The organism is Bacillus sp. FJAT-29937, assembly GCF_001509555.1.
Taxonomy (GTDB): domain Bacteria; phylum Bacillota; class Bacilli; order Bacillales; family Cytobacillaceae; genus Cytobacillus.
Genome location: NZ_LMAS01000001.1, coordinates 79,097 through 102,143, shown reverse-complemented (window position 1 = coordinate 102,143; position 23,047 = coordinate 79,097). Strand labels below are relative to the sequence as shown.

The window sequence follows — 23,047 nt, the reverse complement described above, 5'->3', positions numbered from 1 at the left end:
GGCTTGTTTCCCATTCTTCCTGCCAGTCTATTAAGAATTTAATTATCATTAAATTTTCACTTTATTACGCCGCTAGCCATATTTGTTGCCTAAAATCTGGAGCTGTTTTACACAAAAATGCACATATTCAGTATTTTTGATACAAATGCAAAGAGGGACTCCAAAGGCTGCATAATCCTTAGAAATCCCCTTTATCTTACAAATTATTTAAACCAACCCATCCTCCATAATACTAATAATAAGGAAGAACCAACCAACAACATAACCCCAAGCACCCCGAAATAGCCCCATTTCCATGTGAGTTCTGGCATGTATTCGAAGTTCATCCCATAGATGCTGGCAATGAAGGTTAACGGAATAAAAATGGAAGACATAACAGTTAGGGTTTTCATGATATTATTCATTCGGTCTGAATTTAGTGATATATAACTGTCTCGAATATCGTTCGTCATTTCACGATTTGACTCAATCATTTCCGAAAGCTTGAGCAAATGATCATAAATATCCATGAAATACATTCTCTCATCCTTTGGAATGATAACCCTTTCTGAATTTAAAATTCGATATAATAATTCACGCATGGGAAAAATCGTTCTTCGTAGTTTTAACAATTGGCTTCGTATTTCAAATACATCATTCATTAAATCTTTCTTGGCATCTTTTAATTCAATCTCATTTAGCTCATCCTCGATTTTATAAACGGCCGGAAAATACTCATCAACGATTTTATCCATCAATTGATAAAATAAATGTAAAGCTCCTTTTTTATAGTGTAAATCATTTGCTAATAACTTTTGTCTCACCATCGTAATTTCAGACGAAGGAGTTAAATGAAAGGTGACGATAAAGTTTTTTCCTACAAACACATCCACTTCTTCTGGCAGAAGGGTATGCTGATTTAAAGTGTGGATCACATAAAAGTCATATCCCTCATAGTAATCCAGCTTCGGCCGCTGCAGTAAATGCAAACAATCATCTATTGCTAATGGATGGAAGTTAAATTGGGTTTTAAGAAGATCCGTTTCCTCTTCAGTTGGAGATTCAAAGTCGATCCAAAACCATTTAATATCGTCTTGAAATAATTGCTCGATTGGCAGGTTCTCTGCAAGCTGATAGTCACTAGTTATCGAAAAAGAACGAATCATATGGATAAAATCCTCCTAACACGAATAGTTTGCTCGGGATGTGAATGAAACATGCTTGTATTCATCGCATAATGATCCGGGAATAACTCGTACTTATTGAAACATTATTATGCTTGAGATATTAGTGGATGCTTTATGTTTTCCGGAAATTTATTGTGCGAGGCTTCTCTTACGAAAAGAATTTCACTTCCGTTATAAATTTCCCTATTAAAATGTATCCCATCATAATCTGGAGTATAGTGAAACACTACTTTATATGTACCCTTTGCTGTTATTTTTGAAAGTATTTCTTCAATCTTTATTTCTTTTTTGCTAATGATGTCAAATATATGTATCTCGCTATCTTCTAGTTGATAAATCAGAATAACATTTTCATTTTCCAGATAATAAATATCATTAGGAAAAACATTTAAACAATAAAACATCAGCAGTTCCGATGTGTTGCTTGTTCCAAAAATTTGAGAAACAGGAATACTGTCAGCCGAGAAATGATAGATAAATTGGAGGTCCTCTGGATTTTTTCCATCCAGCTTGCGTATTTTGGCCGGTTCAAAATGTTCATTTGTAAACTCCATTGAATATATAACCTCTTGGACAGGTCGAAACCCGAACTTAGGATAAAAATTTAAAACAGTATGATTAGCTAATAAATACATATAATCATATTCATTCTTGAATTCTTCTAAAATTCGATTCATTAAATTTGCCGAAAGCCCTCGATTGCGGTAATCGGGATGGGTCATGACCGTTCCGATTTGAAGAGCTCTTTTTCTTTCGCCATTAATAATCATGTCAATGCGATTAACCGATGCATTTGCAATGATTTGATCACTATCTGCGAATGAGTAAGGGATATACTTTTCCGTCCAAAATCCATTTTCATGCCAACTCACAAAGTTTATTCCGAACACATCAACAGCCAAATTGAAAAAGCTTTTTCTTAGCTGATCATTATCTTGATAATCTTTTACAAAAACTAAATCTATCAATGAATTTCCTCTTTCCTAAGTCATTATTCAAAAGAAAAAAGAATAGGAGAAGTTCCTAATTCTTATTTTCCATTTTATAGTATACTGTTTTCTCTTAAATGTCTTTCTTTTTTACTTCCTTCATCAAATAATCAACAAAGATATCATCTCTCACAAGCCAGGCTGCATAATTTCTTTTTAAGTAACTCTCAGCCTCTTCAAAGCTTGAATAATTCTGATTCATCTTTTTATCATTTTGTTCAATACTCCATGTTTGATCATCATTTGAATATAAGAGAAATAGATCCTCCGTTCGATTTTGATAAAGAGTTCCAAAAGCAGATTGTTTCACATTATAGCGATTCTGCTTTGAATCCTCTCTTAGTGGCTCTAAATGAAATGTCTCCGCTGCAAATTGTCGATAAGCTTTGTCAGTTAAAGTACAGCCCGATGCTTTCGCATGGCCGCCTCCTCCATAATGTCCTGCCACTTCGGAAACATCTATATGATCATGGATGGTTCGGAATCCAAGTCGTTTTCCGCCGATATTGATTATGGCGATATAATCAAGATGAGGATATTCTTTTCCTAATTCATTCCCCAGCTCAGAATGGTAAGATTCTGCATAAACAATGCCAGCAAAATATTTTCCAATTTTCGTTTGGACCAATTCTCGCCTTTTCCGGCGTATGTAGCGTTCGATCTTATTTTCTTCCATATCAAGAATCTTTTGTTCGAACTCATCAAAACGGAAATGATCACTTGTATTAAGCCGACTAATCATTTTTTCTTCAAATTCCTCCACGGAAACTAGAAAAAAAAGTGCATTCAGCCGTTGAGCCTGCTGATTATTATTCTTTTCCCATTCCCACGTATCATATTGCCTGACAAGCTCGACAAATTCAGTAATAGCATTAGATGGATTTAACAGCTGCTTAGAAACTAGATATTCATAAAGCAAGGATGTAGCAGAGGTTAATTTGCCTTCTTCATCCTCAACAATGACATTCCCCCAATCATAATCGTTGTAATGCAGAGACGTTTTATGATGATCCAGCAGCTGTAATTTCCCTCCCATTTGGTAAAACTCATCAAGTCTTGATTCATTTTCTTTACTAACAGATAAATCTGTAATAAATAGAAAGGTATCCTTGCTATCGTTTTCTAAAAACCATTCCACTTCACGGTCCAGACCCGATACGGAATTGTAGCGAACCTTCACTTGCTTATCAAAAGCAAGCTTCGCCAATATTCCACAGCCAACCCCGTCCAAGTCATTATGTGATAATAGTTTGTACATGATCCTCACCTCTGAACGTAGTATGGTTTGTATTTTGAAAAATTATAAATAATTAAGGCCGTAAATATTTATAAATTGATAATTTCACGTTAATTAATTAAATTCATGTATAACACCTTTATAGTGATTGTTTTGGTCATGGGTTCATCAAAATGCGTACTATAAACCATTCATAGTGATCGTTGGGATCTCTAGGTCATCAAAACGCGTATTATAAACCATTCATAGTGATCGTTGGGATCATAGGTTCTTCGAAACACGTACTATGAACCGTCTATAGTGACCGTTTGGATCATAGGTTCATCAAAACGCGTACTATGAACCATTCATAGTGACCGTTTGGATCGCGGGTTCATCAAAACGCGTACTATGAAGGCATATTTATTAAACAATTACTTCCCTAACTATGATAATATTGGAAAAAACACATTTTGAAAAATAAAACGAAAGGTGGATTTGCATGAATTATTCTATCCGGACTATGACGATCGATGATATTCCACAGATACAAAATGTAGCTAAAACAAGCTGGAATTATACATATGAGGGAATCATTCCAAAAGACATCCAAGATAATTTCTTAGTATCGGCTTATAACGATGAAATGATGAAAAGAAGATTAGAGCATTCCCATTTGTATGTTGCTGAAATAGAGGGCACAATTGTAGGATTTGCCAATTTTTCACCTGTTAAGGAACATGGAGAGATTGAGCTTGGCGCCATTTATCTTTTGCCTGAATATCAAGGAAAAGGCATTGGCACAGCATTACTCAGTGAAGGAATTCATCAAATTGAAGGAATTAACGAGGTTTATATAAATGTAGAAAAAGATAATCATATTGGCAGAAATTTTTACGATGCCAAAGGTTTTACATTAGTATCTGAATTTGATGACAATTTTGACGGACATATTTTGAAAACCGTTCGAATGGTTCTTAAAAAACTAGATTGAGATTAGATTTTTCCCAAAAAAGCTCGCCATTTAGCGAGCTTTTTCACGATACCAATTTCAATCCAATTGCAGCACCAAGCACCATGCTTATAAATAAAAGCCTTTTCCACCCCTTTTGCTCACCATATAACACAATACCCAAAATGGCTCCGCCAGAGGCCCCAATTCCTGTCCAGATGGCGTACGCTGTTCCCATCGGCAATTCCTCCATGGCAAGGGCTAGAAAAAGAAAGCTTGCTCCGAAACCGATAAGCAGCATAATAAGAGACTGCCAATTGCGATTTTTGTGGAGACTGTTGATCATCAGAACACCAATCATTTCAAATATCCCTGCTAAGACTAGATAAACCCAGCTCATGATACCGCTTCTCCTTTCGAATCAGCTTCTTCTTCATTCGTAACAAGTTTAAGTCCAATGACTCCTGCTAATAAAATCAAAACGAGAATAATTTTCGATAATTTTAAAGGCTCATCAAAGAAAATAATTTCTGATAATACGGTCCCAGCTGTACCCAACCCAACAAAGACGGCATAAACCGTACCAACCGGCAATTTCTTTCCTGCCATGATCAGGACATAAAAGCTGACAATTATCGAAATGACTGTCCCCGTCCAAGTCCAAAAATCATTAGCATACTTTAGACCTATCACCCAAAACACTTCAAAAAATGCGGCAATAAATACTTTTAACCAATTCATGCTGCTTCCCTCCAATGCAAATTTTCCAAACAAAAAGCCTAAGAGATTGCTGTTACATAAACAGTCATCTCCCAGGCTTTTATCCTTCCGTGGCACAGAATTATCTGTGAGTTTTCTCTCGGACCAGACCAGCAAGAGCTACGGAACCCTAGAAAACATTTTTTTATTCATTTCCTTTTATTATATAAGAATTGAAACGATGTGCAAGAGTTACTATTTCCTGTTATCCCCTTTAAATTCTAGCCAAATTCCTTCTATCTCCATCATTCTCTGCTTTTCTTATACTTTTAAAGTCCATAGTTAGTAAATAAGGTTCCAATTCCAAGCTAGAAATCCCATGAAAATTAAGCCCCCTATTCCAGATCCAATGGAAACAAGTATTTTTTTCCAATAAATCTCATTTTCCCTTTCCTCCCGATATTTTTCAATAATATTTGTCTTGATTTCTTCGTATTCATATAGACGCCACCATTTAATTAAGTTTATTTGATACGTCTTGAATTCCTTTTCTCCTCCCCAAGGACTGTACACCTTTATAATGGTTTGATCCTCTAGATGAAATTGATGCAAATCTGAAAAATCAAATCCTTCCTCTGTAAAAGAAATGGATAGACGATTTAATTCCGAGCGTACACGTTCAACTAGGATATTTTTAGAAGTATGTTTAATGACTATGACTTGCCCAGTCACAAAAAATCTATATAAAATAATGGCGAAAACGATAATTAAGCTAATAATAAGGGGATAAAAGAAATTCTCATTAAAGATATAATAGCCGGAGAGAACCGTTTGAATAATGAAAAATGAAAAGGTGTAAATAGCCTCCAGCTTTGACTTAGCTGAGATCCCCCGATATTTATATACTCTGTAAGCCTCATATAAGCTTAATAGTGATGCGAATAGGCCAGAAATAATAAGAAAAATCTGCATATAATTATTCATAATTAAACTCCCTGAAATATTTATAAACTATCATTCTTACTTTTCTAAATCATACCAATTTTACCACACATTTATATTTAATCCCCGCTATTACAATATTTAGGAGAAAAATATTTCTTTCAATCTAAAATTATGCGAAAATAGATTTTAGTCAGTTGGCATATGATATAGAAAGAGCTTGAACGAAGAGAGGTTTTCAAAATGTATTGGTGTAAAATAGCTCGCACAGAAAGAGAATTTGCAGAAATTGCAAAATTAAATTATGAAACCTTTGTTGAAGAGATCCCCCAGCATGAACCAGACGAAAATGGCATTCGTGTGGATCCCTTTCATCATGAAAATAAATATATTATTGTTTTAAAAGATCAAGAGCTTGCTGGAATGATTGCGATCCGTGATCAGCGGCCTTTCTCCTTGGACAAGAAAGTCGGGCCTGTAGAAAACTTGCTCTCGGAAGACGCCTTATCAGGTAAGCTTTGTGAAATTAGGCTGCTTGCCGTAAGAAAAGAGCATCGAAATGGAAGAGTATTTTTCATGCTTGTCAGTGCTTTATCCGAGTATGCTTATGAACAGGGGTATAGTGCTGCTGTTATTTCAGGTACAATTCGTGAACAAAAGCTGTATAAACAAATGGGCTTTGAAGCTTTTGCCGGTACGGTTGGAACGGATGATGCCCAGTTCGTCCCTATGGTGTTAACTAGAAAGCAATATGAGAGGTCAATTGCTTCTAGATTAAAGCAAAAAAGATACTCATTTTATCCGGGACCAGTCGTTTTAAAAGACAATATTCGTACTGCCCTAACTGAAGAGCCTGTCTCCCATCGCTCATACGATTTTTCGATGACGCTTGAAAAAGTAAAGCAAACGCTGTTATCCATGAGCAAGGCAGCATATGTTCATTTATTAAATGGCAGCGGAACTCTTGCAAATGAAGCGATGATTGCTCAATTGAAACGACTTCCCGGGAAAGGGTTAATTTTAACAAATGGAGCATTCGGGGATCGATTAGTGAATCAAGCAAACAGATGGGGATTAACCTTTGATTGTTTAAGCTATGAATGGGGAAAGCCCTTCGATGAACATCAAATTTCTCTAAAACTGGAACAATCGAATTTTGAATGGATTTTAATGGCGCATGGCGAAACTTCCACTGGAATGCTCAATCAATTAGAAAAGATCCAAGAGCTATGTAAAATCCATGATATTAAGCTTTGTCTTGATTGTGTCAGCTCCTTTGGTTCCCTCCCGTTCTCGCTTGCGGAGATTTATTTGGCCACTGGGGTAAGCGGGAAAGCAATTGGAACAATGAGCGGGCTTTCATTTGTTTTCTCAAACCATGAAATGGAAGAAGATTTAGCCCTCCCATCCTATCTTGATTTAGGACTATATGCGAATGGAAATATTCCATTTACGTATTCTTCTCAAGCTTTAAAAAGCTTAGAGAGTGCATTACAGTATTATATGGACGAGGATCGGTATACTCTATTGAAAAATCGCTATGAACAAATCCTTTCTGCAGAGAAAAATGAGGAAATGGCATTTTTAACTCCATATGGCTATCCGATGATTGTCACATTAAAAGGAGACGACAGCTGTACAAACATGGCTGAGGATGCCGCCCTGTCAGGATTTGATCTTCATTTTAAAAGTGCCTATTTATCGGAAAGAGGTTGGCTTCAACTCTCAATTATTCAGCCGGATTTTGAAGAGGCTTGGAAAAGGTTCCGGAAGTGGCATTTGAATTATAAGGAATATCAAAGGAGACAAGGGTAGTGGATTTTTACCCAACAACCGGGTCAAAAAAAGCCGGCTTCCTGTTCGTGTAACAGATGGAAGTCGGCTTAATTTTTTTATATTTCCATCTCCAGCATAACCGGACAATGGTCACTACCCATGACGTCACAGTGAATTTGTGCAGCTTTTATTGCATTTTTCATTCGTTCAGAAACGATAAAATAATCGATCCGCCAGCCAATATTCCGTTCTCTTACTTTAGCCATGTAAGACCACCATGTATAGGCACCCTCTGCATCGGGATAGATGTATCTAAAGGAATCAATGAAGCCCGAATCAAGCAAGCGCGTCATTTTATTCCTTTCTTCTGTTGTAAAGCCAGAGTTGCCATCATTCGATTTCGGATTTTTTAAATCAATCTCATTATGTGCGACGTTCAGGTCGCCACAGTAAATAACTGGTTTGATTTGATCGAGCTCACGAAGATATTGAAGAAGTTCATTTTCCCACTCCATACGATAGGAAAGCCTGGCCAAATCTCTTTGTGAATTCGGCGTATAAACATTGACCAAGTAAAAAGATTCAAACTCTAACGTAATGATTCTTCCCTCTGGCTCCGTTTCATTCTCTCCTACACCATATTTTACGGATAGAGGCTTCTTTTTCGTAAAAACCGCCGTCCCCGAATAGCCCTTTTTGAGCGCGTAATTCCAATATTGGTAATAGCCTTCAAGCTCAAGATTGATCTGCCCTTCCTGAAGCTTCGACTCTTGAATGCAGAATATATCCGCATCAACTTCATGAAAATAATCTAAAAAGCCTTTTTTCACACAGGCTCGTATTCCATTCACATTCCACGACACAAATTTCATGTTGTTATGGCTCCTTTTTTAAAAGCTCTAGATTAATAGAATATCATGGAACTAGGTTGTGTGCGATAGAAATGCTAGAGAGCGGACAAAGAATCCCTTATTACCTTAAAGTTGGTATATTTCGCGATTGATAGGACACAGAATCAGTTATTCATCAAAAACACGAAAAAATACCCTTCTTTTTATGCAAAAACGGAACCAGGGTCCGCAACCTAGTAAAAAACAGTCTTTTCAGATAAATAACGGAACTACAGTCCTCTAAAAGCCTCCCTTTTACACCAAATTACAACTTTTCATCAAACTATCGTAAAATAAATACAAAGAGTAAATTTCCAAGGAGGATTTTACAATGGCTGAACACCATTTTCATTTAAAAGCACATTGGCCGGGGCTTAGAAACGATGTGGGAGAAATCGAAGCTGGTCAATTGAGAACTAAGGTCTCCATTCCGCCAGAAATGGATGGTCCCGGAATTGGGACAAACCCGGATGAAATGCTGCTTGGAGCCGCTGCTACTTGCTATATCATTACTTTGGCCGCAATGATGGAACGCAGTAAGCTAGAAAAGGTTGATTTATCAATGGAATCTGTAGGGATTGTAGATGTGACAAAGGGTGTGATTACATACAAAAAAATTATTCACCGCCCTGTCATCACTTTAAAATCCGAAGCAACAGAAAGGGACGAAGCATTAGCTCTAAAATTAGCCCTAAAAGCAGAAACATCCTGCATGATCTCGCGAGCATTAAAAGGCAATGTAGAAATTGAATTGGAGACAACAATTAATAGACAGTAGTGGCGTCTGTCCTTTAAGTTAAGAAACAATTAGTTGACCAATATTTTCAACCTTTAAATCAAGTACAGAATTTGTCCCGTCATCGAGACAAATTCAGTACTTTTTTTCATCTATAGGATAAACATAAATTGCTAATACTATAAAAGAAAATGAAAAAGGTCTGTCACCAATTTTTGAAAGGAGAACATGATGCAAAGTAAAGGTTTTCAATTAACATTACAAACGGGAAGCTTAGTTGCAGGTTTTATGGTATGGGTAATCCTCTCTTCCTTAATGCCCTTTATTAAAGCCGATATTCATCTTTTAGAAAATGAGATCGCATGGGTTACCGCAGCGCCTGTTATTCTTGGTTCATTGCTTCGCATTCCGATTGGTTTTTGGACAAACCGTTACGGAGCAAGGGTAATCTTTACGATAAGTTTTCTCCTTCTTGTATTGCCAGTTTTCATTATTAGTACGGCCAATTCCTTCTTCACCTTGATTCTTGGCGGATTAATGTTAGGTATTGGCGGAGCGGTTTTCTCTGTTGGGGTCACTGCCCTTCCTAAGTATTACCCTAAGGAAAAACATGGTTTTGTCAACGGGATTTACGGGGCGGGGAATATTGGTACAGCCGTAACATCCTTTCTTGCGCCTGTATTGGCAAACTCATTTGGCTGGAGATTAACCATTCAATTTTATATTATCTTAATGATTGCAGTGGCTATCCTAAATTTAATGCTTGGCGATCGTAAAGAAAAAAAGGTCAAGGCTGTTTTCTCACAGCAATTTAAAAGTGTATACAAAAATCCAAAACTTTGGCTGCTGAGCTTATTTTATTTTATTACTTTTGGTTCCTTTGTCGCATTCACCATTTATTTGCCTAATTTTCTTGTCAATCATTTTGGGCTAGAAAAAGTGGATGCAGGTTTCAGAACAGCTGGATTTATTGCAATAGCTACCTTTTTGAGACCTTTTGGGGGATGGCTTGGGGATAAATTCAATTCATTTCTCATATTAGTTTTCGTGTTTTCCGGTCTCACCTTTTCCGGCTTTCTCCTTTCGTTTACCCCATCTCTGCCCATTTATACTGTCGGCTGCCTAGCAGTGGCGATTTGCGCCGGAATTGGAAATGGAACGATTTTTAAGCTTGTGCCTATGTATTTCTCGAAACAAGCTGGAATTGTGAACGGGATTGTTTCAGCGATGGGTGGTCTTGGCGGGTTTTTCCCTCCTCTCATTTTAACGATTTTGTTTAATTGGACTGGCCACTATGCCATTGGATTTATGGCCCTTTCTGAATTTGCATTAGCAAGCACCATTTTGGTTGTTTGGCTGTATTACCAGGATAAACTTTCTCTTGCCAGCCAGATTATAGAAAGTACAAGCGAGGGAATTATGGTTACCGAATTAAATGGAAAGATATTAAGTGTCAATCCTTCCTTTACAAGAGTAACCGGATATACCCCTCAAGAGGTGATAGGAAAGACGCCTAGGATTTTGCAATCTGGAAAACATGATGCAGCTTTCTATGAACATATGTGGAAGACAATTGATGAAGACGGGTATTGGCAAGGCGAGATCTGGAATAAGCGAAAAAATGGCGAGGTTTATAAAGAATGGCTAACGATTAGCATGTTGAAGGATGAAAATGGAGATCTCAAAAAATACATTGGGATGTTTAGCGATATTTCAAAATAAAAGCAAAAAATCACTTTCGATTTCAGAAAGTGATTTTTTGTTTGCGAATTTTTCTTATTGCCTGCTATTTTTATACTCATCCCGGGCCCGATATTGCTGCGGGGCTCTTGCTGGATAACGTCCTGGAAAACTGAACATATGAACTAATTGTGTAAATGGAATGGCCGCAAATAAAATGAATGAAGTGATCACATGAATTTGGAAAAGGCGCGGCACTCCTGTCATCAGCTGATAGTCAGGCTGAAAGGTAAATAAACTCCGAAACCAAGGACCAATCGTCATGCGATATTCATATGCAACAACAGTTGTGTTATAGACAAGCGTCATATAGGTGCCAATTCCTGCTACAATTAATAGCCAAATCACTGTAAAATAATCTGCAAAAGATGCATGGGCACTGACCCTTGGGTTGGAAAACTTTCTTATTAGCAAAATAATCAACCCAGCTACAACCATTAGCCCTGCTACTCCACCGCCCGCTATTGCAAAGAAATGGTATAAATGATCAGTTACTCCCAAGGATAAATAGAAGTTCCTTGGGATCAACACACCCATCACATGACCAATAAAGGCAAAAAGGATTCCCCAATGAAAAAGCAATGAGCCGGCTCGCAGCCATTTTTTCTCAAATATTTCAGTTGAAGGGGCATGCCAGCTTTTGCCTCGAAAAACAAACCGATAAAATGAGGCGACAATTAAAATCGTCCCAACGATATAAGGAAAAATCCCCCACCAGAATAATCCATCCATGTCTGTCCTCCTTTGTTAGTTATGGAAGTCTTTTGAAACTTACCCGTACAGCATTGGATATGGCAGCTCATCCAGATCCGCATCCTCTCGATCTTTTTCCAGCCGGGCAATTTCTTCTTGATTGGGAGCTTCAAAAATATAGGTCATAAACAAATCGAAAACGTGATAATAAGGATTGCTGCTAGGCAGATTTGTAAAGATCCGATTAATCGCATAAGCCAGTCTTCTCTCTAGTTTGAGCGTTTCCTCTGTTTCTGGAGCAACGGCAATAAGTTCTAGCAGCATTGGGATGTAGTCGGCTAATTCTTTACCGACAGGCTCAAATCCAAGTTTCTCAATTAACTTTTGTAATTGAATGAGAGCAGTGCCACGTCTGCGGCTATCTCCCAGTTCTTGAGAAGTTAAATACAGGCCAGTTTTTTCTTTATAGTCGAATGTCTCAACATAAAGCTCTTGGAGTTCTATTAGTGATCTGTCAAAAAGGATTTTTAACCGGCTCGAAATCTCTTTCTGTAATTTTTTATCCGAGATGTTCTTTTTCACATACTCGTCGACACTTACACATTCTTCATAGAAGTCCTGTTCGGGATAATCCAGAAAACGTGAAATAAACAAAAGGGTTAACGCTCTTTCCTTCTTCATGCGTTTTCCCTTCTTTCATAAGGGTACGTCACCATTCCTTCAGGGGGTGCAATGTCCTCAATACTGCAAGAACCTTGACGGTAGTGTAAATTATTATCCATTTCCCGTCTGCCGGTTGGGATCACAAACCGTTCATTATACTTTGCTACTCCAAGCAGTCGTGCCATTTCTTCCAGTTCTTCCACGGTAGTATTGGCCTCCTGAAGCAATTTGCTTTTTTCCATTTCATCAATGCCCCCAACTGTTTTAGCCCGCATATGAACACGCATCGCAGCCATTTTCAAGAGAACTCTGCGAATGACGTTCGTATCATCAGCAGATAATAGCGAAGCCAAATATTCCATAGGTATTCTCATATCGTCTACTGCCGGAATCCATCCGTCCATGCTCAGCTCATGCTCATTTGTTATATGATTCATAATCGGACTAAGCGGCGGCACATACCACACCATTGGCAATGTCCGATATTCCGGATGAAGCGGTAGCGCAATCTTCCATTTCATCGCCATTTTATAAATAGGCGATTCTTGTGCACTCTTTATCCAGCTATCATTGATGCCTGCTTCACGGGCCTTTTCAATCACTTCAGGGTCATTGGGATCTAAGAAAACAGAAAGCTGTGATTCATATAAATCTTTCGGGTCCTCTACAGATGCTGCTGCTTTTACACGGTCAGCATCATACAAGACAACTCCAATGTAACGAATACGCCCTACACATGTTTCCGAGCATACTGTCGGCAGTCCTGCTTCTGTTCTCGGATAACAGAAATTACATTTCTCTGCCTTATGTGTGTTCCAGTTGTAGTACACCTTGTGATATGGACAGCCGTTCATACAGAAGCGCCAGCCCCGGCATGCATCTTGATCAACAAGGACAATTCCGTCCTCATCCCTTTTGTACAAAGCACCTGATGGGCATGAAGCTACGCATGATGGATTCAGGCAATGTTCACAAATTCTTGGCAAATACATCATGAACGTTTTTTCATATTCCATCTTGATATGTTCCTGAAGCTTTTGAACGTTCGGGTCCATTGGAACAATTTCACTTCCGCCCGCAAGGTCATCATCCCAGTTCGATCCCCATTCAGGTTTATCGATAAATTTTCCGGTAATCATTGATTTCGGACGAGCAACCGGTAAACTTTCCTTCTTCGGCGCTTTTTGAAGATGCTCAAAATCATATGTCCACGGTTCATAGAAATCATCGATCGTTGCCATATTTGGGTTGTAAAAAATATTCGCAAGCTTTGAGATGGGACCGCCAGCTCTTAAATGAAGCTTCCCATTCCTTAATGTCCACCCGCCTTTATAACGGTCTGTATTCTCCCATTCCTTCGGGTAGCCCGGACCTGGCCGGGTTTCCACGTTGTTATACCAGACATATTCCATACCTGGCCTATTTGTCCACACGTTTTTGCACGTGACCGAACAAGTATGGCAGCCAATACATTTATCGAGATGCATTACCATTGCTACTTGAGCCTTAATTCTCAAGCCAATCGACCTCCTTCAACGGGCGAATAACGGCCATTGTATCCCTGTTGCTGCCGGTAGGACCGTAATAATTAAAGCCATAGCTTAGCTGTGCATAGCCTCCAACCATATGTGTCGCCTTTGGATTAATTCTTGTCACACTATTATGTGTCCCGCCGCGTTTCTTATTGATCGTGTTCCCCGGAACACCCATCGTCCGATCCTGCGCGTGGTACATATAGGCAACTCCTCTTGGCAGCCGGTAAGTAAGAATCGCTCTAGCTGCAACTACCCCATTACGGTTATATACTTCAATCCAATCATTATCCTTAATTCCAGCCGAAGCGGCATCCTTTTCATTCAGCCATACAACTTGCCAGCCTCTAAATAGCTGAGACATTTGGTTCGTATCCGTGAACATCGTATGGATTCCCCACTTCTGATGGGGAGTCATATAACGAAGAGTAAGCGATTTTCCGGAGTTCTCAACCTCTTTTTCCCCTTTTAAAAACGGCCCCACATTAACAGGCGGCAAATAAAGTGGAAGTCCTTCTCCGAAATCAAGCATGACCTCGTGATCCAGGTAGAAGCTTTGTCGTCCAGTCAGTGTGTGCCAAGGAATGTTATATTCCTTATTGACAGTGAAAGGCGAATAGCGCCGATTATCATTTTCCAAACCGCTCCAAACAGGTGTAGAAATCGTTTGGCGAGGCTGTGCAGTCAGAGCATCCAGCGTGTAATCTTCCTCTTCCCGGCCTTCGGAGATATGACCAAGTTTCTTACCGGTCTTTTCCTCCATTGATTTCCAGCCTTCTACTGCCCGTTTTCCATTCGTTGCACCAGACATAAGAAGAATCGCATTAATAGCTTGTTTATCAGAATAAAGCTCCGGATGTCCTTTGCCGATGCCCTCACGATTTGAAACACCCAATCGATTTAACAGCTCCTGATACGTCTTCTCTCCATTTACCTTTACGCCTTTCGTTCCATAGCCATTGCGAATATTTTCTCCAACTGTTGACCACATGTTAAAGACATTTGGATAATCCCGTTTCAAGATTGTTAAATTACCCATCGTTTTCCCAGGGATAGCTTCAGCTTCCCCTTTTCGCCAATCTTTAACTTTGCCAAATTCCTGTGCAATTTCATTGATCGTATCATGTGCAAGCGGTGACATGATCAAATCCTCTTGAGCTGGGAGATGTTTTTCTGCTAGTTCAGAGAAAACTTTCGCAATTTCTCTAAAGGCATCCCAATCACTTTTTGTCTCCCATGGAGGGGAAATGGCCGCGTTAAAGGGATGGACAAAGGGATGTAAATCCGTGCTGCTAATATCAAACTTCTCGTACCAAGTGGCGGCAGGAAGAATAATATCTGAAAATAGCCCGGAGCTTGTCATCCGAAAATCCATCGCTACAAATAGGTCGGTTTTTCCTTCAGGCGGCTTCTCATCAATGTTGACGTTATGTGGCTGCCATGAATTTTCTGTGTCCGTCAGAACGGAATCGTCTGCTCCGATTAAGTGCTTAACGAAATATTCATGGCCTTTCCCGCTATCCCCTAATAAATTGGAGCGCCAATTAAAGAAAATACGCGGGAAATTTCGCGGATCATTCGGATTTTCAATCGCGTAATTTATTTTTCCGTCTGCTATCTGCTTGGCAACATCCTTAATAATTGCCTGGTCATCCTCTTTTAATCGCTCACGGGCCTCTTTCATGACATCAAGGGAATTTTCTGACCATTGCGGAAAGCTTGGCAGCCAGCCTAAGCGGGCAGATAAGGCATTAAAATCAGCAGGATGAACATGACTGTATTTACTGCCCCACTCTGTTTCCATTTCCTCCGCTTGATACTCATAGCGGAATTGCTCCGTTGCAAAATAGAAAAAGGACGTTCCATTCATGAATCGAGGAGATTTAACCCAATCGTTTGCAAAGGCAATTTGTGAGAATCCTTCAATTGGACGGACCTTTTCTTGTCCAACATAATGAGCCCATCCCCCGCCATTCACACCTTGAGACCCTGTTAAAAGAATGAGATTCAGGATGGAACGGTAGATTTGATCACTATGGAACCAATGGTTTGTCCCGCCACCCATGGCAATCATTGATTTTCCATTTGTTCTCGCAGCATTATCCGCAAATTCTCTAGCTACTTGAATAACATGTTCTTTTTTGACCCCTGTAATGCTTTCCTGCCATGCTGGTGTATACGGCTTATTCGGGTCATTGTAATCAGCAGGGTAATCCCCTTGAAGCCCTCGATTAATCCCGGTATGTGCCATCATTAAATCATAAACAGTTGTAACGACAAGCTCATTATCCGATTGATCCTTGATTCTTTTTACAGGAACACCGCGTGCCACGGTTCCCCCTTCTTTTTCAGCGAAATATGGGAATTCAACCATTGCCACATCATCAGAATCTTGAATAAAACTGAGCTTAGGATTGATATTTTTCCTATCCTCGCTCTGTAAATCAAGATTCCACTTATTCCCGCTATCCCAGCGAAATCCTTGGCTGCCGATAGGAATAACTATTTTGTTAGATAAGTCATCCCAGACAACCGTTTTCCATTCACCCAGTTCATGCCCACTCTCTACATCCGATGCTCTTAAGAACCGATCTGAACGATATTTTCCATTTTTTTCATTTAAAATAATTAAAAACGGGAGATCCGTATATTGTTTTGCATAATCTGTAAAGTAAGGGGTGTCTTGATCTACATAGAATTCTTTTAAAATGACATGTGTCATGGCCATGGCGAGCGCTCCATCAGTCCCTGGTTTAGCCGGAAGCCAAATGTCAGCAAACTTATCATATTCGGCATAATCTGGACTAACTCCAACAACTTTCGTGCCATTATAGCGGGATTCCACCATAAAATGTGCATCTGGTGTCCGAGTTTGCGGAATATTCGTTCCCCAAATAATGAAGTATTTAGAGTTATACCAATCTCCGCTTTCCGGGACATCTGTCTGATCGCCCCAAACTTGTGGAGATGCTGGAGGTAAATCAGCATACCAATCATAGAAACTGAGAATCGTTCCGCCAATCAAGGATAGGAATCTACTGCCCCCCGCATAGCTAATCATCGACATGGCGGGAATTGGACTAAAACCAACAATGCGGTCGGGGCCATATTTTTTGATTGTGTAGATGGTTGAAGCGGCGATTAATTCGCAAAGCTCCTTCCAGTTTCCTCGGACAAATCCGCCTTTTCCACGGGCCTTCACATATTTCGCCCGTTTTTCCGGATTGGTCACAATATTTTCCCAGGCTTGAACCGGATTATCAGCTGTTTTCAGCTCACTTTTCCATAATTCATATAAATCCCCGCGCACATATGGATACTTCACTCGAGTTGGACTGTATGTATACCAGGAAAAGCTAGCCCCGCGCGGACAGCCGCGAGGTTCATAGTCTGGAAAGTTTTCCCCTGTTGACGGGTAATCTGTTTGCTGTGTTTCATAGACAATGATCCCGTCCTTCACATGGATTTTCCAGCTGCATGAACCCGTACAATTCACACCATGAGTGGATCGGACAATCTTATCGTGCTGCCACCGTCTTCTGTATACATCTTCAGAATTTCGCGGCCGCGGACTTTCTTCTGTCCAGCCGTCATTCATTCGATTGCCCCTCTTTAAATGCTTCAATGCGTGAGCAAGCTTATTCTGCCTTTGCTCCATAGTCATCGTCCCTCCTTAGCAGGTATTTTCCGAGCGGGTTGAAATCCTCTCCTAAAATCCGTACAGCCTTCTCCCCTTCCTGTAATTCCTGCAGGAAAATCTCCCAGCGGGCAGAATTGGCCGCAGCTAAAATTAATCTTTGGAGAACGTTCATATCATTTATTTCATAGATTTTCTCTATTATTTCGCCTGGAATCATCCCGAATCGCATCTGCAGAACAGCGATTAAATCCTCTCTATCTTCTACAAGCATTGCATCTGATTCAAAAGAAAACACCTGTTTGACACTCCTTTTACAGCTTGATCATTTTGAAATAGTCAGTGATTAATTGACTTTTGCATTTCTCTGCTGCTTCCTCAAATAACCGATCTACTTTTTCATCTGGATTTTTAGCTTGTTCCTTGCTAATTGATATTTTTGTAATTTCAGATGCAGTTGCAACAGATCTAATCGTAATATCGAAGCCATCTTTGGCCGCCATAATCGTTCCCTGTACATCATAAGGATGTATATTTAACTTTTTAAAGGATTCAACCATTCTGTGATAGACATTCGGAGCAGCGAATCGTAATGATTGTTCTTTTTGCAGCTGAGGTTCCCCCATTTTCATCCTCCTTACACTTTTACCTTAATTTCCCTGCGTTAGTATTTGTTTTAGGCGAGGAGTTTATTCATTTCGTCCTCATTATGCAGTTCGTCCACAATAATGAGCCCATCAATCAATCGAATAAATTGCTCATTTGGTTCCCGATTCAAGAGGACTTTCTTCATATCCTCAACCACTCTTCTCATCAGGTCATGGTCTCGTGTTAGCTGAATCACCAATTCATTTAGTTCCGGATTTTCCTTGGCCATTTCTTTGTACAACCCATTTTCCTCGGATTCCGCATGTGCAAGTGTTCTTGATTCCCAATGCTCAATTGTAATCTCGGCCACATGCAGTGCCTTTTCCTTGTCTCCTTCCTCTAAACATCGGCGGTAAAGTTCCCTTAATTCCTTTGCTTCATTTAACGCCGCTTCGTGTATGGAAGAATGCGCATCCTGTTTCTTTAAGCTTGGTCCAGACATTGAAGTCCACTTCCTCTCTTGTTTTCGGTGTGTTTCCACATTTACCCATCAGCATGTCCATATTGATTGTGATAAAAACTTTTATTAATCAAAACTTTAGGGCTAATCTGTGAATGTTTTAGATGCTAGGCTAGTTTTGAAAAATACATTTTCCTTGTGATTGAAATCACCTACTGTCTTAATGCGGAATATTAAAATAAAAGTATGAGGTGAGAGAATGGGAAAAAACTGGTCAATTACATTGGAGCATGGGGAATATGAGGAGGATATGGAGTTACTTGTAAAGGATGCGATAAATGCAGTTGAGCAAACGAAAAAGGGCTACTATGTAAATGTTGTGACGCCTGCTGTATTTGACCATCCTGAATCCTATTTGACAGAAGCTTTAATTCTATATTTCGGCAGCAGTATTCAAATCAATTATATTGATCAATGCGGCTGCGGGGGGCATGTGCTAAGGGTATGGAAAAAAGAATCGAGCATTTAGGGGTATTATCCGAAATTCACAATGGTCAGGTAATTCTTAACTTTTATGAAAAAGACGATTTCCTTTATAAAAGGGACGGTTTTCATTTTGACTCAATCACTGTTAATGACTCGCAAGTTATTTTTCTAAAAAAAGACGATTTTCAGTATATCATTTCTTTAAAAGAGTATCCTGAATATTTTATTAATGATGCGTTTCAGCATTTCTTTACACTGCGTAATCAAACTGGCAAGTTGGATATTTATTTTCCCCATAATTAGAGGAGAGCGAACAGGAATCACTGTTTGCTCTTCTTTTTTCTCCTCAAAATAATCCTTGCTGTCGAAATCTACTGATTCTGATGAAATCCGTCTTGTTTTGATAGCTTTTGTCATGTAGCAGGAAAAAGACGTGGTCGATGCTGAATAACTCTTACATAGAAAAATGAACTCGGAATGGCCTTCCGAAACATTCATAACGACTAAAGACAGAAAGGGATGGAGAAACATGCCAAATCAATTTGTTAAAGCCTATACGATTCAAGAAGTATCAAAAATGATAAATATCCCCCCTGGAACACTGCGGCAATGGGAAAAGGATTTAGATGGACTGCTTGTGATCCCTCGCTCTAAGCAAGGGGCAAGATTTTATACGGATGAAGAGATTAAATTACTTGAAACCGTTAAACAGATGCGCACTAAAAATCTGAGTAAGGATATGATTAAGGAATTGCTTCACCAGCATATGTTTTCGGAACCAGCTTCCGAACCAGTCGAAACCTCATTAGCTCCGATTTCAGAGGAAGTCAACAGCAAGGAGGAAGTTCCAGATATATCCATGGTTTATGCGGCAATGGAATCATTTAGAAATCAGTTAATTGATGATGTTAGAACAGAAATTCGCACAAGTATTCGCAAGGAGGTTTTGGAAGAGGTAAAGAAAGAAATTTCGAAGGGATCTGTACACACCGTGAAAAGTCTATCTGACTCCATATATAAGTCGAATGAAAAAACGAAGCTTGAAATCCATGAGCTTTCTAATCATATACATAATGCTTCGGAACTGACTTCCGAATCGCTCGAAGCTCTATCGAAAAGGGTTGCGAAAGCTTCGAAGGGCACTTCCGAACAGCTGCGCTCTATCGTTCATCGAGTGACTGAATCATCTGAAGCGGCTTCAGAAGAATTTAAGACGATGATTCATTATATTTCTAGTTCTGCCGAGGTTACCCATACGGAGATAAGTGCGTTAATTGAAACGCTGAACACTGATAGAGAAATTTATATTGAAACGATTACGCGTGAACGGGAGCAATATTGGGAAGATGTCCATCAGCGGGAAATGATGTTTCAAGATTTAATCGTCAGCTTTCGAAAAGCTGCAGCTGCTGAAGAGAAGGTTGAAAAACCATGGTGGAAGTTCTGGAATTAACAAAATGAGATGAATTCATCTTTTCCAGCCCAATTTGGATGGTTTTTGGACAGGTATTCGGGGATTCCCCTTTTCCTGTCCAAATCAGCATGGTTTTTGGACAGGTTCCGATGAATTCCCCTTTTCCTGTCCAAATCAGCATGGTTTTTGGACAGGTTCCGATGGATTCCCCTTTTTCCTGTCCAAATCAGTATGGTTTTTGGACAAGTTTTCGAGGATTCCCTTTTTACCTGTCCAAATTAAGCTTTAGTTCATATTCGTCCCGTAAAAAATCTCATCCATTTCAGTTGTGAGTTTCTCAGTAATTTCGTCTACTTCCTCAGCACTCAGTGTGTCCTTCGTGTATCCAAAGAGGTAATTATTCAGATCGAAATCTCTAATGCGGCATTTTGTATGGAAAATATGCGACTGATAAATATTGACATCAATCATGTCAAATTCATTTTTGATTTCATCTGGGATGTAGTTTTGGATTGAGCTAATATTATGATCAATAAAGAGTTTTTGTCCATCTTTATCCCTTGTAAATCCGCGGACGCGATAATCAATCGTCATAATATCCGTATCAAAGGAATGAATCAAGAAATTTAGAGCCTTTAATGGAGAAATTTCTCCACAGGTCGAAACATCAATATCTGCCCGAAATGTGCTAATTCCTTCAGTTGGGTGATATTCAGGATAAGTATGTACAGTGATATGGCTTTTATCAAGCTGCATGACAACAGAACCCGGCAATGGTCCTGGTGATTCTAAAAAGGATTCGCTCGGAACCTCATCAACCGGTCCTTCAGAAACAAGAAAAGTTACACTGGCACCTTGTGGGTCAAAATCTTGCTTGGCAACGTTCAGCACATGAGCCCCAATGATATCAGTAACATTCTGAAGGATTTGGGTTAGCCTTTCGGCGCTATACTCTTCATCAATATACTCGATGTAAGCCTCACGCTCTTGCTTCGTTCTTGTATAACAAATATCATACATATTGAAACTTAACGATTTTGTTAAGTTATTAAATCCATGCAACTCAACTGGTTCGTTCGGAGTTAAGCTCAAAATCCATTCCCCCCTCATTACATATGAAATATTGTTATATTGCCCAACATCACTTCCAACCATTAATTTTATAAAACAAATCCATACCAATTTCATTTCCAAAATTAACTAAGTACATTTTATTTTATTAATTGTTTTTTAAATTTTATAATGAATGGGTAATAATTGTGATAGCATGAGAGGATTCACCTGATAAATTGAGAACAGACGGATGGTGAAACATTGAGGAAATTTTTTCGAACTTTATTATTATTATTGATCATATATTTATCATGGCCCTTCATCGAAAAACAATTGGAAAAAACTAATTTTTACCCGATATTGGATCGGTTTAAAGATGAGGTTCAAGCCGTTTCGGAAAATCCGCAGGTTACGGAAGCAATTGAGACGATTTATTCCGCCATTAATCAGTTAGCTGGGAAAGTGGATGAAAAGGTTGAGCTTCTTCCAAACAAAGATCCGAACCCAATAGATAAACCGAAACTATCCGTTCCTTCCAGCCAAACCTTTTCGATTCATAATATTGTTCTAGGGGAAAGTAAGGAGAATGTTGAAAAACTAGCGGGACCGCCGAAAAGATCTTCATATAATGAATATGGATCTAAATGGTATACTTATCATGAAAATTATTATAATTTTTTCATGGTCACATACGATACAAACGAAAACGTTGCGGGTCTTTACACAAATCAAGACTTAATTTCCTCTGGGAAAGAGATAAAACTTGGCAGCACAAAGGAAGCTGTACTTCAACAACTTGGAAAGCCTTTAAATCAAATTCGCAAGGGCTTAGTTTTTTACCAGTTTGAAAAAGAACGGGATTATGATGTATTTTCAATTGATCAGAGCTATGTAACTGTTTTTTACGATAAGCATGCCAATAATACGGTGACAGCCATTCAAATGATTGATGAAGATTTAGAGCAGGCTAAAAATCATTTTTATACAGATGGATCAGAGCAGTTGAAGGAAGGCTTCGAATATCAATTATTTGATTTAACGAACGCCGACCGTGTTAAACATGGAAAATCCGTGTTACAATGGGATGATCTAGTAAAAGAAACCGCACGGAAGCATAGCCTTGATATGGCTGATAAAAATTACTTCTCCCATACGAATTTAGAAGGGCAATCCCCTTTTGACCGGATGAGTGAGGACCAAATATCCTTTACTGTTGCTGGAGAGAATCTGGCAATGGGTCAGTTTAGCAGTATTTTTGCCCATGAAGGCCTGATGAATTCTCTTGGACACCGGGAGAATATCCTTAGACCGGAATATCAATATTTAGGTGTGGGTGTTGCGTTCAATTCAAAGTCCCAGCCGTACTATACTGAAAATTTCTTTAGAAAATAGCAAACAGCTGGAGATCATTTAGG

23 protein-coding genes and 1 riboswitch are annotated in these 23,047 nt (G+C 39.1%); of the genes, 8 read left to right on the top strand and 15 right to left on the bottom strand.

The window, feature by feature from the left end:
* Positions 1 to 203: 203 nt before the first annotated feature.
* The 3 genes from corA to AR328_RS00490 all read right to left on the bottom strand — a co-directional run bounded on the left by corA (position 204) and on the right by AR328_RS00490 (position 3,413).
* Positions 204 to 1,145 (bottom strand): magnesium/cobalt transporter CorA, encoded by a 942-nt coding sequence (gene corA / locus AR328_RS00500; RefSeq protein ID WP_066287791.1) that lies wholly within the window; start codon positions 1,143 to 1,145, stop codon positions 204 to 206.
* A 107-nt stretch (positions 1,146 to 1,252) separates the two neighbouring features.
* Positions 1,253 to 2,134, bottom strand: coding sequence for a GNAT family N-acetyltransferase (locus AR328_RS00495; RefSeq protein ID WP_066287789.1), 882 nt, complete (start codon positions 2,132 to 2,134; stop codon positions 1,253 to 1,255).
* 94 nt (positions 2,135 to 2,228) lie between these two features.
* Entirely contained in the window at positions 2,229 to 3,413 is a 1,185-nt protein-coding gene (locus tag AR328_RS00490; protein ID WP_066287785.1) for a DHH family phosphoesterase, read from the bottom strand.
* Positions 3,414 to 3,873: 460 nt separating this feature from the next.
* Here AR328_RS00490 and AR328_RS00485 point away from each other — a divergent pair, with 460 nt between their 5' ends.
* Positions 3,874 to 4,365, top strand: coding sequence for a GNAT family N-acetyltransferase (locus tag AR328_RS00485; protein ID WP_066287779.1), 492 nt, complete (start codon positions 3,874 to 3,876; stop codon positions 4,363 to 4,365).
* Positions 4,366 to 4,408: 43 nt separating this feature from the next.
* Here the strand turns inward: AR328_RS00485 and AR328_RS00480 are convergent, their stop codons facing one another.
* From AR328_RS00480 to AR328_RS00470, 3 genes are all read right to left on the bottom strand, one after another.
* Positions 4,409 to 4,723: a DMT family transporter gene (locus AR328_RS00480; RefSeq protein WP_066287774.1), complete on the bottom strand. Its 315-nt coding sequence runs from the start codon at positions 4,721 to 4,723 to the stop codon at positions 4,409 to 4,411.
* Positions 4,720 to 5,064: a DMT family transporter gene (locus AR328_RS00475; RefSeq protein ID WP_066287771.1), complete on the bottom strand. Its 345-nt coding sequence runs from the start codon at positions 5,062 to 5,064 to the stop codon at positions 4,720 to 4,722. The genes AR328_RS00480 and AR328_RS00475 overlap by 4 nt, the downstream gene beginning before the upstream one ends.
* A gap of 66 nt (positions 5,065 to 5,130) precedes the next feature.
* A riboswitch (guanidine-I (ykkC/yxkD leader) is annotated at positions 5,131 to 5,227 on the bottom strand.
* Between the two features lie 137 nt (positions 5,228 to 5,364).
* Positions 5,365 to 6,006, bottom strand: a complete 642-nt coding sequence (locus tag AR328_RS00470; RefSeq protein ID WP_066287769.1) for a hypothetical protein — start codon at positions 6,004 to 6,006, stop codon at positions 5,365 to 5,367.
* A 201-nt stretch (positions 6,007 to 6,207) separates the two neighbouring features.
* Here AR328_RS00470 and AR328_RS00465 point away from each other — a divergent pair, with 201 nt between their 5' ends.
* The gene (locus AR328_RS00465) at positions 6,208 to 7,779 is read left to right on the top strand and encodes a GNAT family N-acetyltransferase (protein ID WP_066287766.1); all 1,572 of its coding nucleotides are present in this window, start codon (positions 6,208 to 6,210) and stop codon (positions 7,777 to 7,779) included.
* A gap of 77 nt (positions 7,780 to 7,856) precedes the next feature.
* Here the strand turns inward: AR328_RS00465 and xth are convergent, their stop codons facing one another.
* Entirely contained in the window at positions 7,857 to 8,612 is a 756-nt protein-coding gene (gene xth / locus AR328_RS00460) for an exodeoxyribonuclease III (RefSeq protein ID WP_066287761.1), read from the bottom strand.
* 349 nt (positions 8,613 to 8,961) lie between these two features.
* On the opposite strand from xth, the gene AR328_RS00455 reads away from it, so the two are divergent.
* Both AR328_RS00455 and AR328_RS00450 read left to right on the top strand, forming a co-directional pair.
* Positions 8,962 to 9,408, top strand: a complete 447-nt coding sequence (locus AR328_RS00455; RefSeq protein WP_066287759.1) for an OsmC family protein — start codon at positions 8,962 to 8,964, stop codon at positions 9,406 to 9,408.
* 189 nt (positions 9,409 to 9,597) lie between these two features.
* The gene (locus AR328_RS00450; protein ID WP_066287756.1) at positions 9,598 to 11,088 is read left to right on the top strand and encodes a nitrate/nitrite transporter; all 1,491 of its coding nucleotides are present in this window, start codon (positions 9,598 to 9,600) and stop codon (positions 11,086 to 11,088) included.
* Between the two features lie 54 nt (positions 11,089 to 11,142).
* Here the strand turns inward: AR328_RS00450 and narI are convergent, their stop codons facing one another.
* From narI to AR328_RS00415, 7 genes are read right to left on the bottom strand one after another with little or no spacing between them, the layout of a single operon-like run.
* Complete coding sequence (narI, locus tag AR328_RS00445; RefSeq protein ID WP_066287753.1) at positions 11,143 to 11,838, bottom strand: respiratory nitrate reductase subunit gamma; 696 nt, start codon at positions 11,836 to 11,838, stop codon at positions 11,143 to 11,145.
* A gap of 39 nt (positions 11,839 to 11,877) precedes the next feature.
* Complete coding sequence (gene narJ, locus AR328_RS00440; RefSeq protein WP_066287751.1) at positions 11,878 to 12,480, bottom strand: nitrate reductase molybdenum cofactor assembly chaperone; 603 nt, start codon at positions 12,478 to 12,480, stop codon at positions 11,878 to 11,880.
* On the bottom strand, positions 12,477 to 13,979 hold the full coding sequence (narH, locus tag AR328_RS00435) for a nitrate reductase subunit beta (RefSeq protein ID WP_066287746.1): 1,503 nt from the start codon (positions 13,977 to 13,979) through the stop codon (positions 12,477 to 12,479). Before narH ends, narJ begins: the two co-directional genes overlap by 4 nt.
* Entirely contained in the window at positions 13,969 to 17,652 is a 3,684-nt protein-coding gene (locus AR328_RS00430) for a nitrate reductase subunit alpha (protein ID WP_066287743.1), read from the bottom strand. Before AR328_RS00430 ends, narH begins: the two co-directional genes overlap by 11 nt.
* Positions 17,633 to 17,929 carry a hypothetical protein gene (locus AR328_RS00425; protein WP_066287740.1) on the bottom strand — a complete coding sequence of 99 codons (297 nt, stop codon included), beginning with the start codon at positions 17,927 to 17,929 and terminating at the stop codon, positions 17,633 to 17,635. Before AR328_RS00425 ends, AR328_RS00430 begins: the two co-directional genes overlap by 20 nt.
* 16 nt (positions 17,930 to 17,945) lie before the next feature.
* Positions 17,946 to 18,257, bottom strand: a complete 312-nt coding sequence (locus tag AR328_RS00420) for a hypothetical protein (RefSeq protein ID WP_066287737.1) — start codon at positions 18,255 to 18,257, stop codon at positions 17,946 to 17,948.
* Between the two features lie 50 nt (positions 18,258 to 18,307).
* Positions 18,308 to 18,721 (bottom strand): hemerythrin domain-containing protein, encoded by a 414-nt coding sequence (locus tag AR328_RS00415; RefSeq protein ID WP_066287733.1) that lies wholly within the window; start codon positions 18,719 to 18,721, stop codon positions 18,308 to 18,310.
* A 217-nt stretch (positions 18,722 to 18,938) separates the two neighbouring features.
* Here AR328_RS00415 and AR328_RS00410 point away from each other — a divergent pair, with 217 nt between their 5' ends.
* From AR328_RS00410 to AR328_RS00400, 3 genes are all read left to right on the top strand, one after another.
* Positions 18,939 to 19,208, top strand: coding sequence for a CGCGG family putative rSAM-modified RiPP protein (locus tag AR328_RS00410; protein WP_066287730.1), 270 nt, complete (start codon positions 18,939 to 18,941; stop codon positions 19,206 to 19,208).
* Positions 19,184 to 19,468: a hypothetical protein gene (locus AR328_RS00405; RefSeq protein WP_066287724.1), complete on the top strand. Its 285-nt coding sequence runs from the start codon at positions 19,184 to 19,186 to the stop codon at positions 19,466 to 19,468. The genes AR328_RS00410 and AR328_RS00405 overlap by 25 nt, the downstream gene beginning before the upstream one ends.
* Positions 19,469 to 19,694: 226 nt before the next feature.
* Positions 19,695 to 20,618 (top strand): MerR family transcriptional regulator, encoded by a 924-nt coding sequence (locus AR328_RS00400; RefSeq protein WP_066287722.1) that lies wholly within the window; start codon positions 19,695 to 19,697, stop codon positions 20,616 to 20,618.
* 246 nt (positions 20,619 to 20,864) lie between these two features.
* Here AR328_RS00400 and speD read toward each other — a convergent pair whose 3' ends face one another.
* Positions 20,865 to 21,689, bottom strand: a complete 825-nt coding sequence (gene speD, locus AR328_RS00395) for an adenosylmethionine decarboxylase (RefSeq protein ID WP_442854423.1) — start codon at positions 21,687 to 21,689, stop codon at positions 20,865 to 20,867.
* Between the two features lie 204 nt (positions 21,690 to 21,893).
* On the opposite strand from speD, the gene AR328_RS00390 reads away from it, so the two are divergent.
* A complete protein-coding gene (locus AR328_RS00390) occupies positions 21,894 to 23,024 on the top strand; it encodes a CAP domain-containing protein (RefSeq protein ID WP_066287715.1) in 1,131 nt (376 codons plus the stop codon).
* Positions 23,025 to 23,047 lie beyond the last annotated feature (23 nt).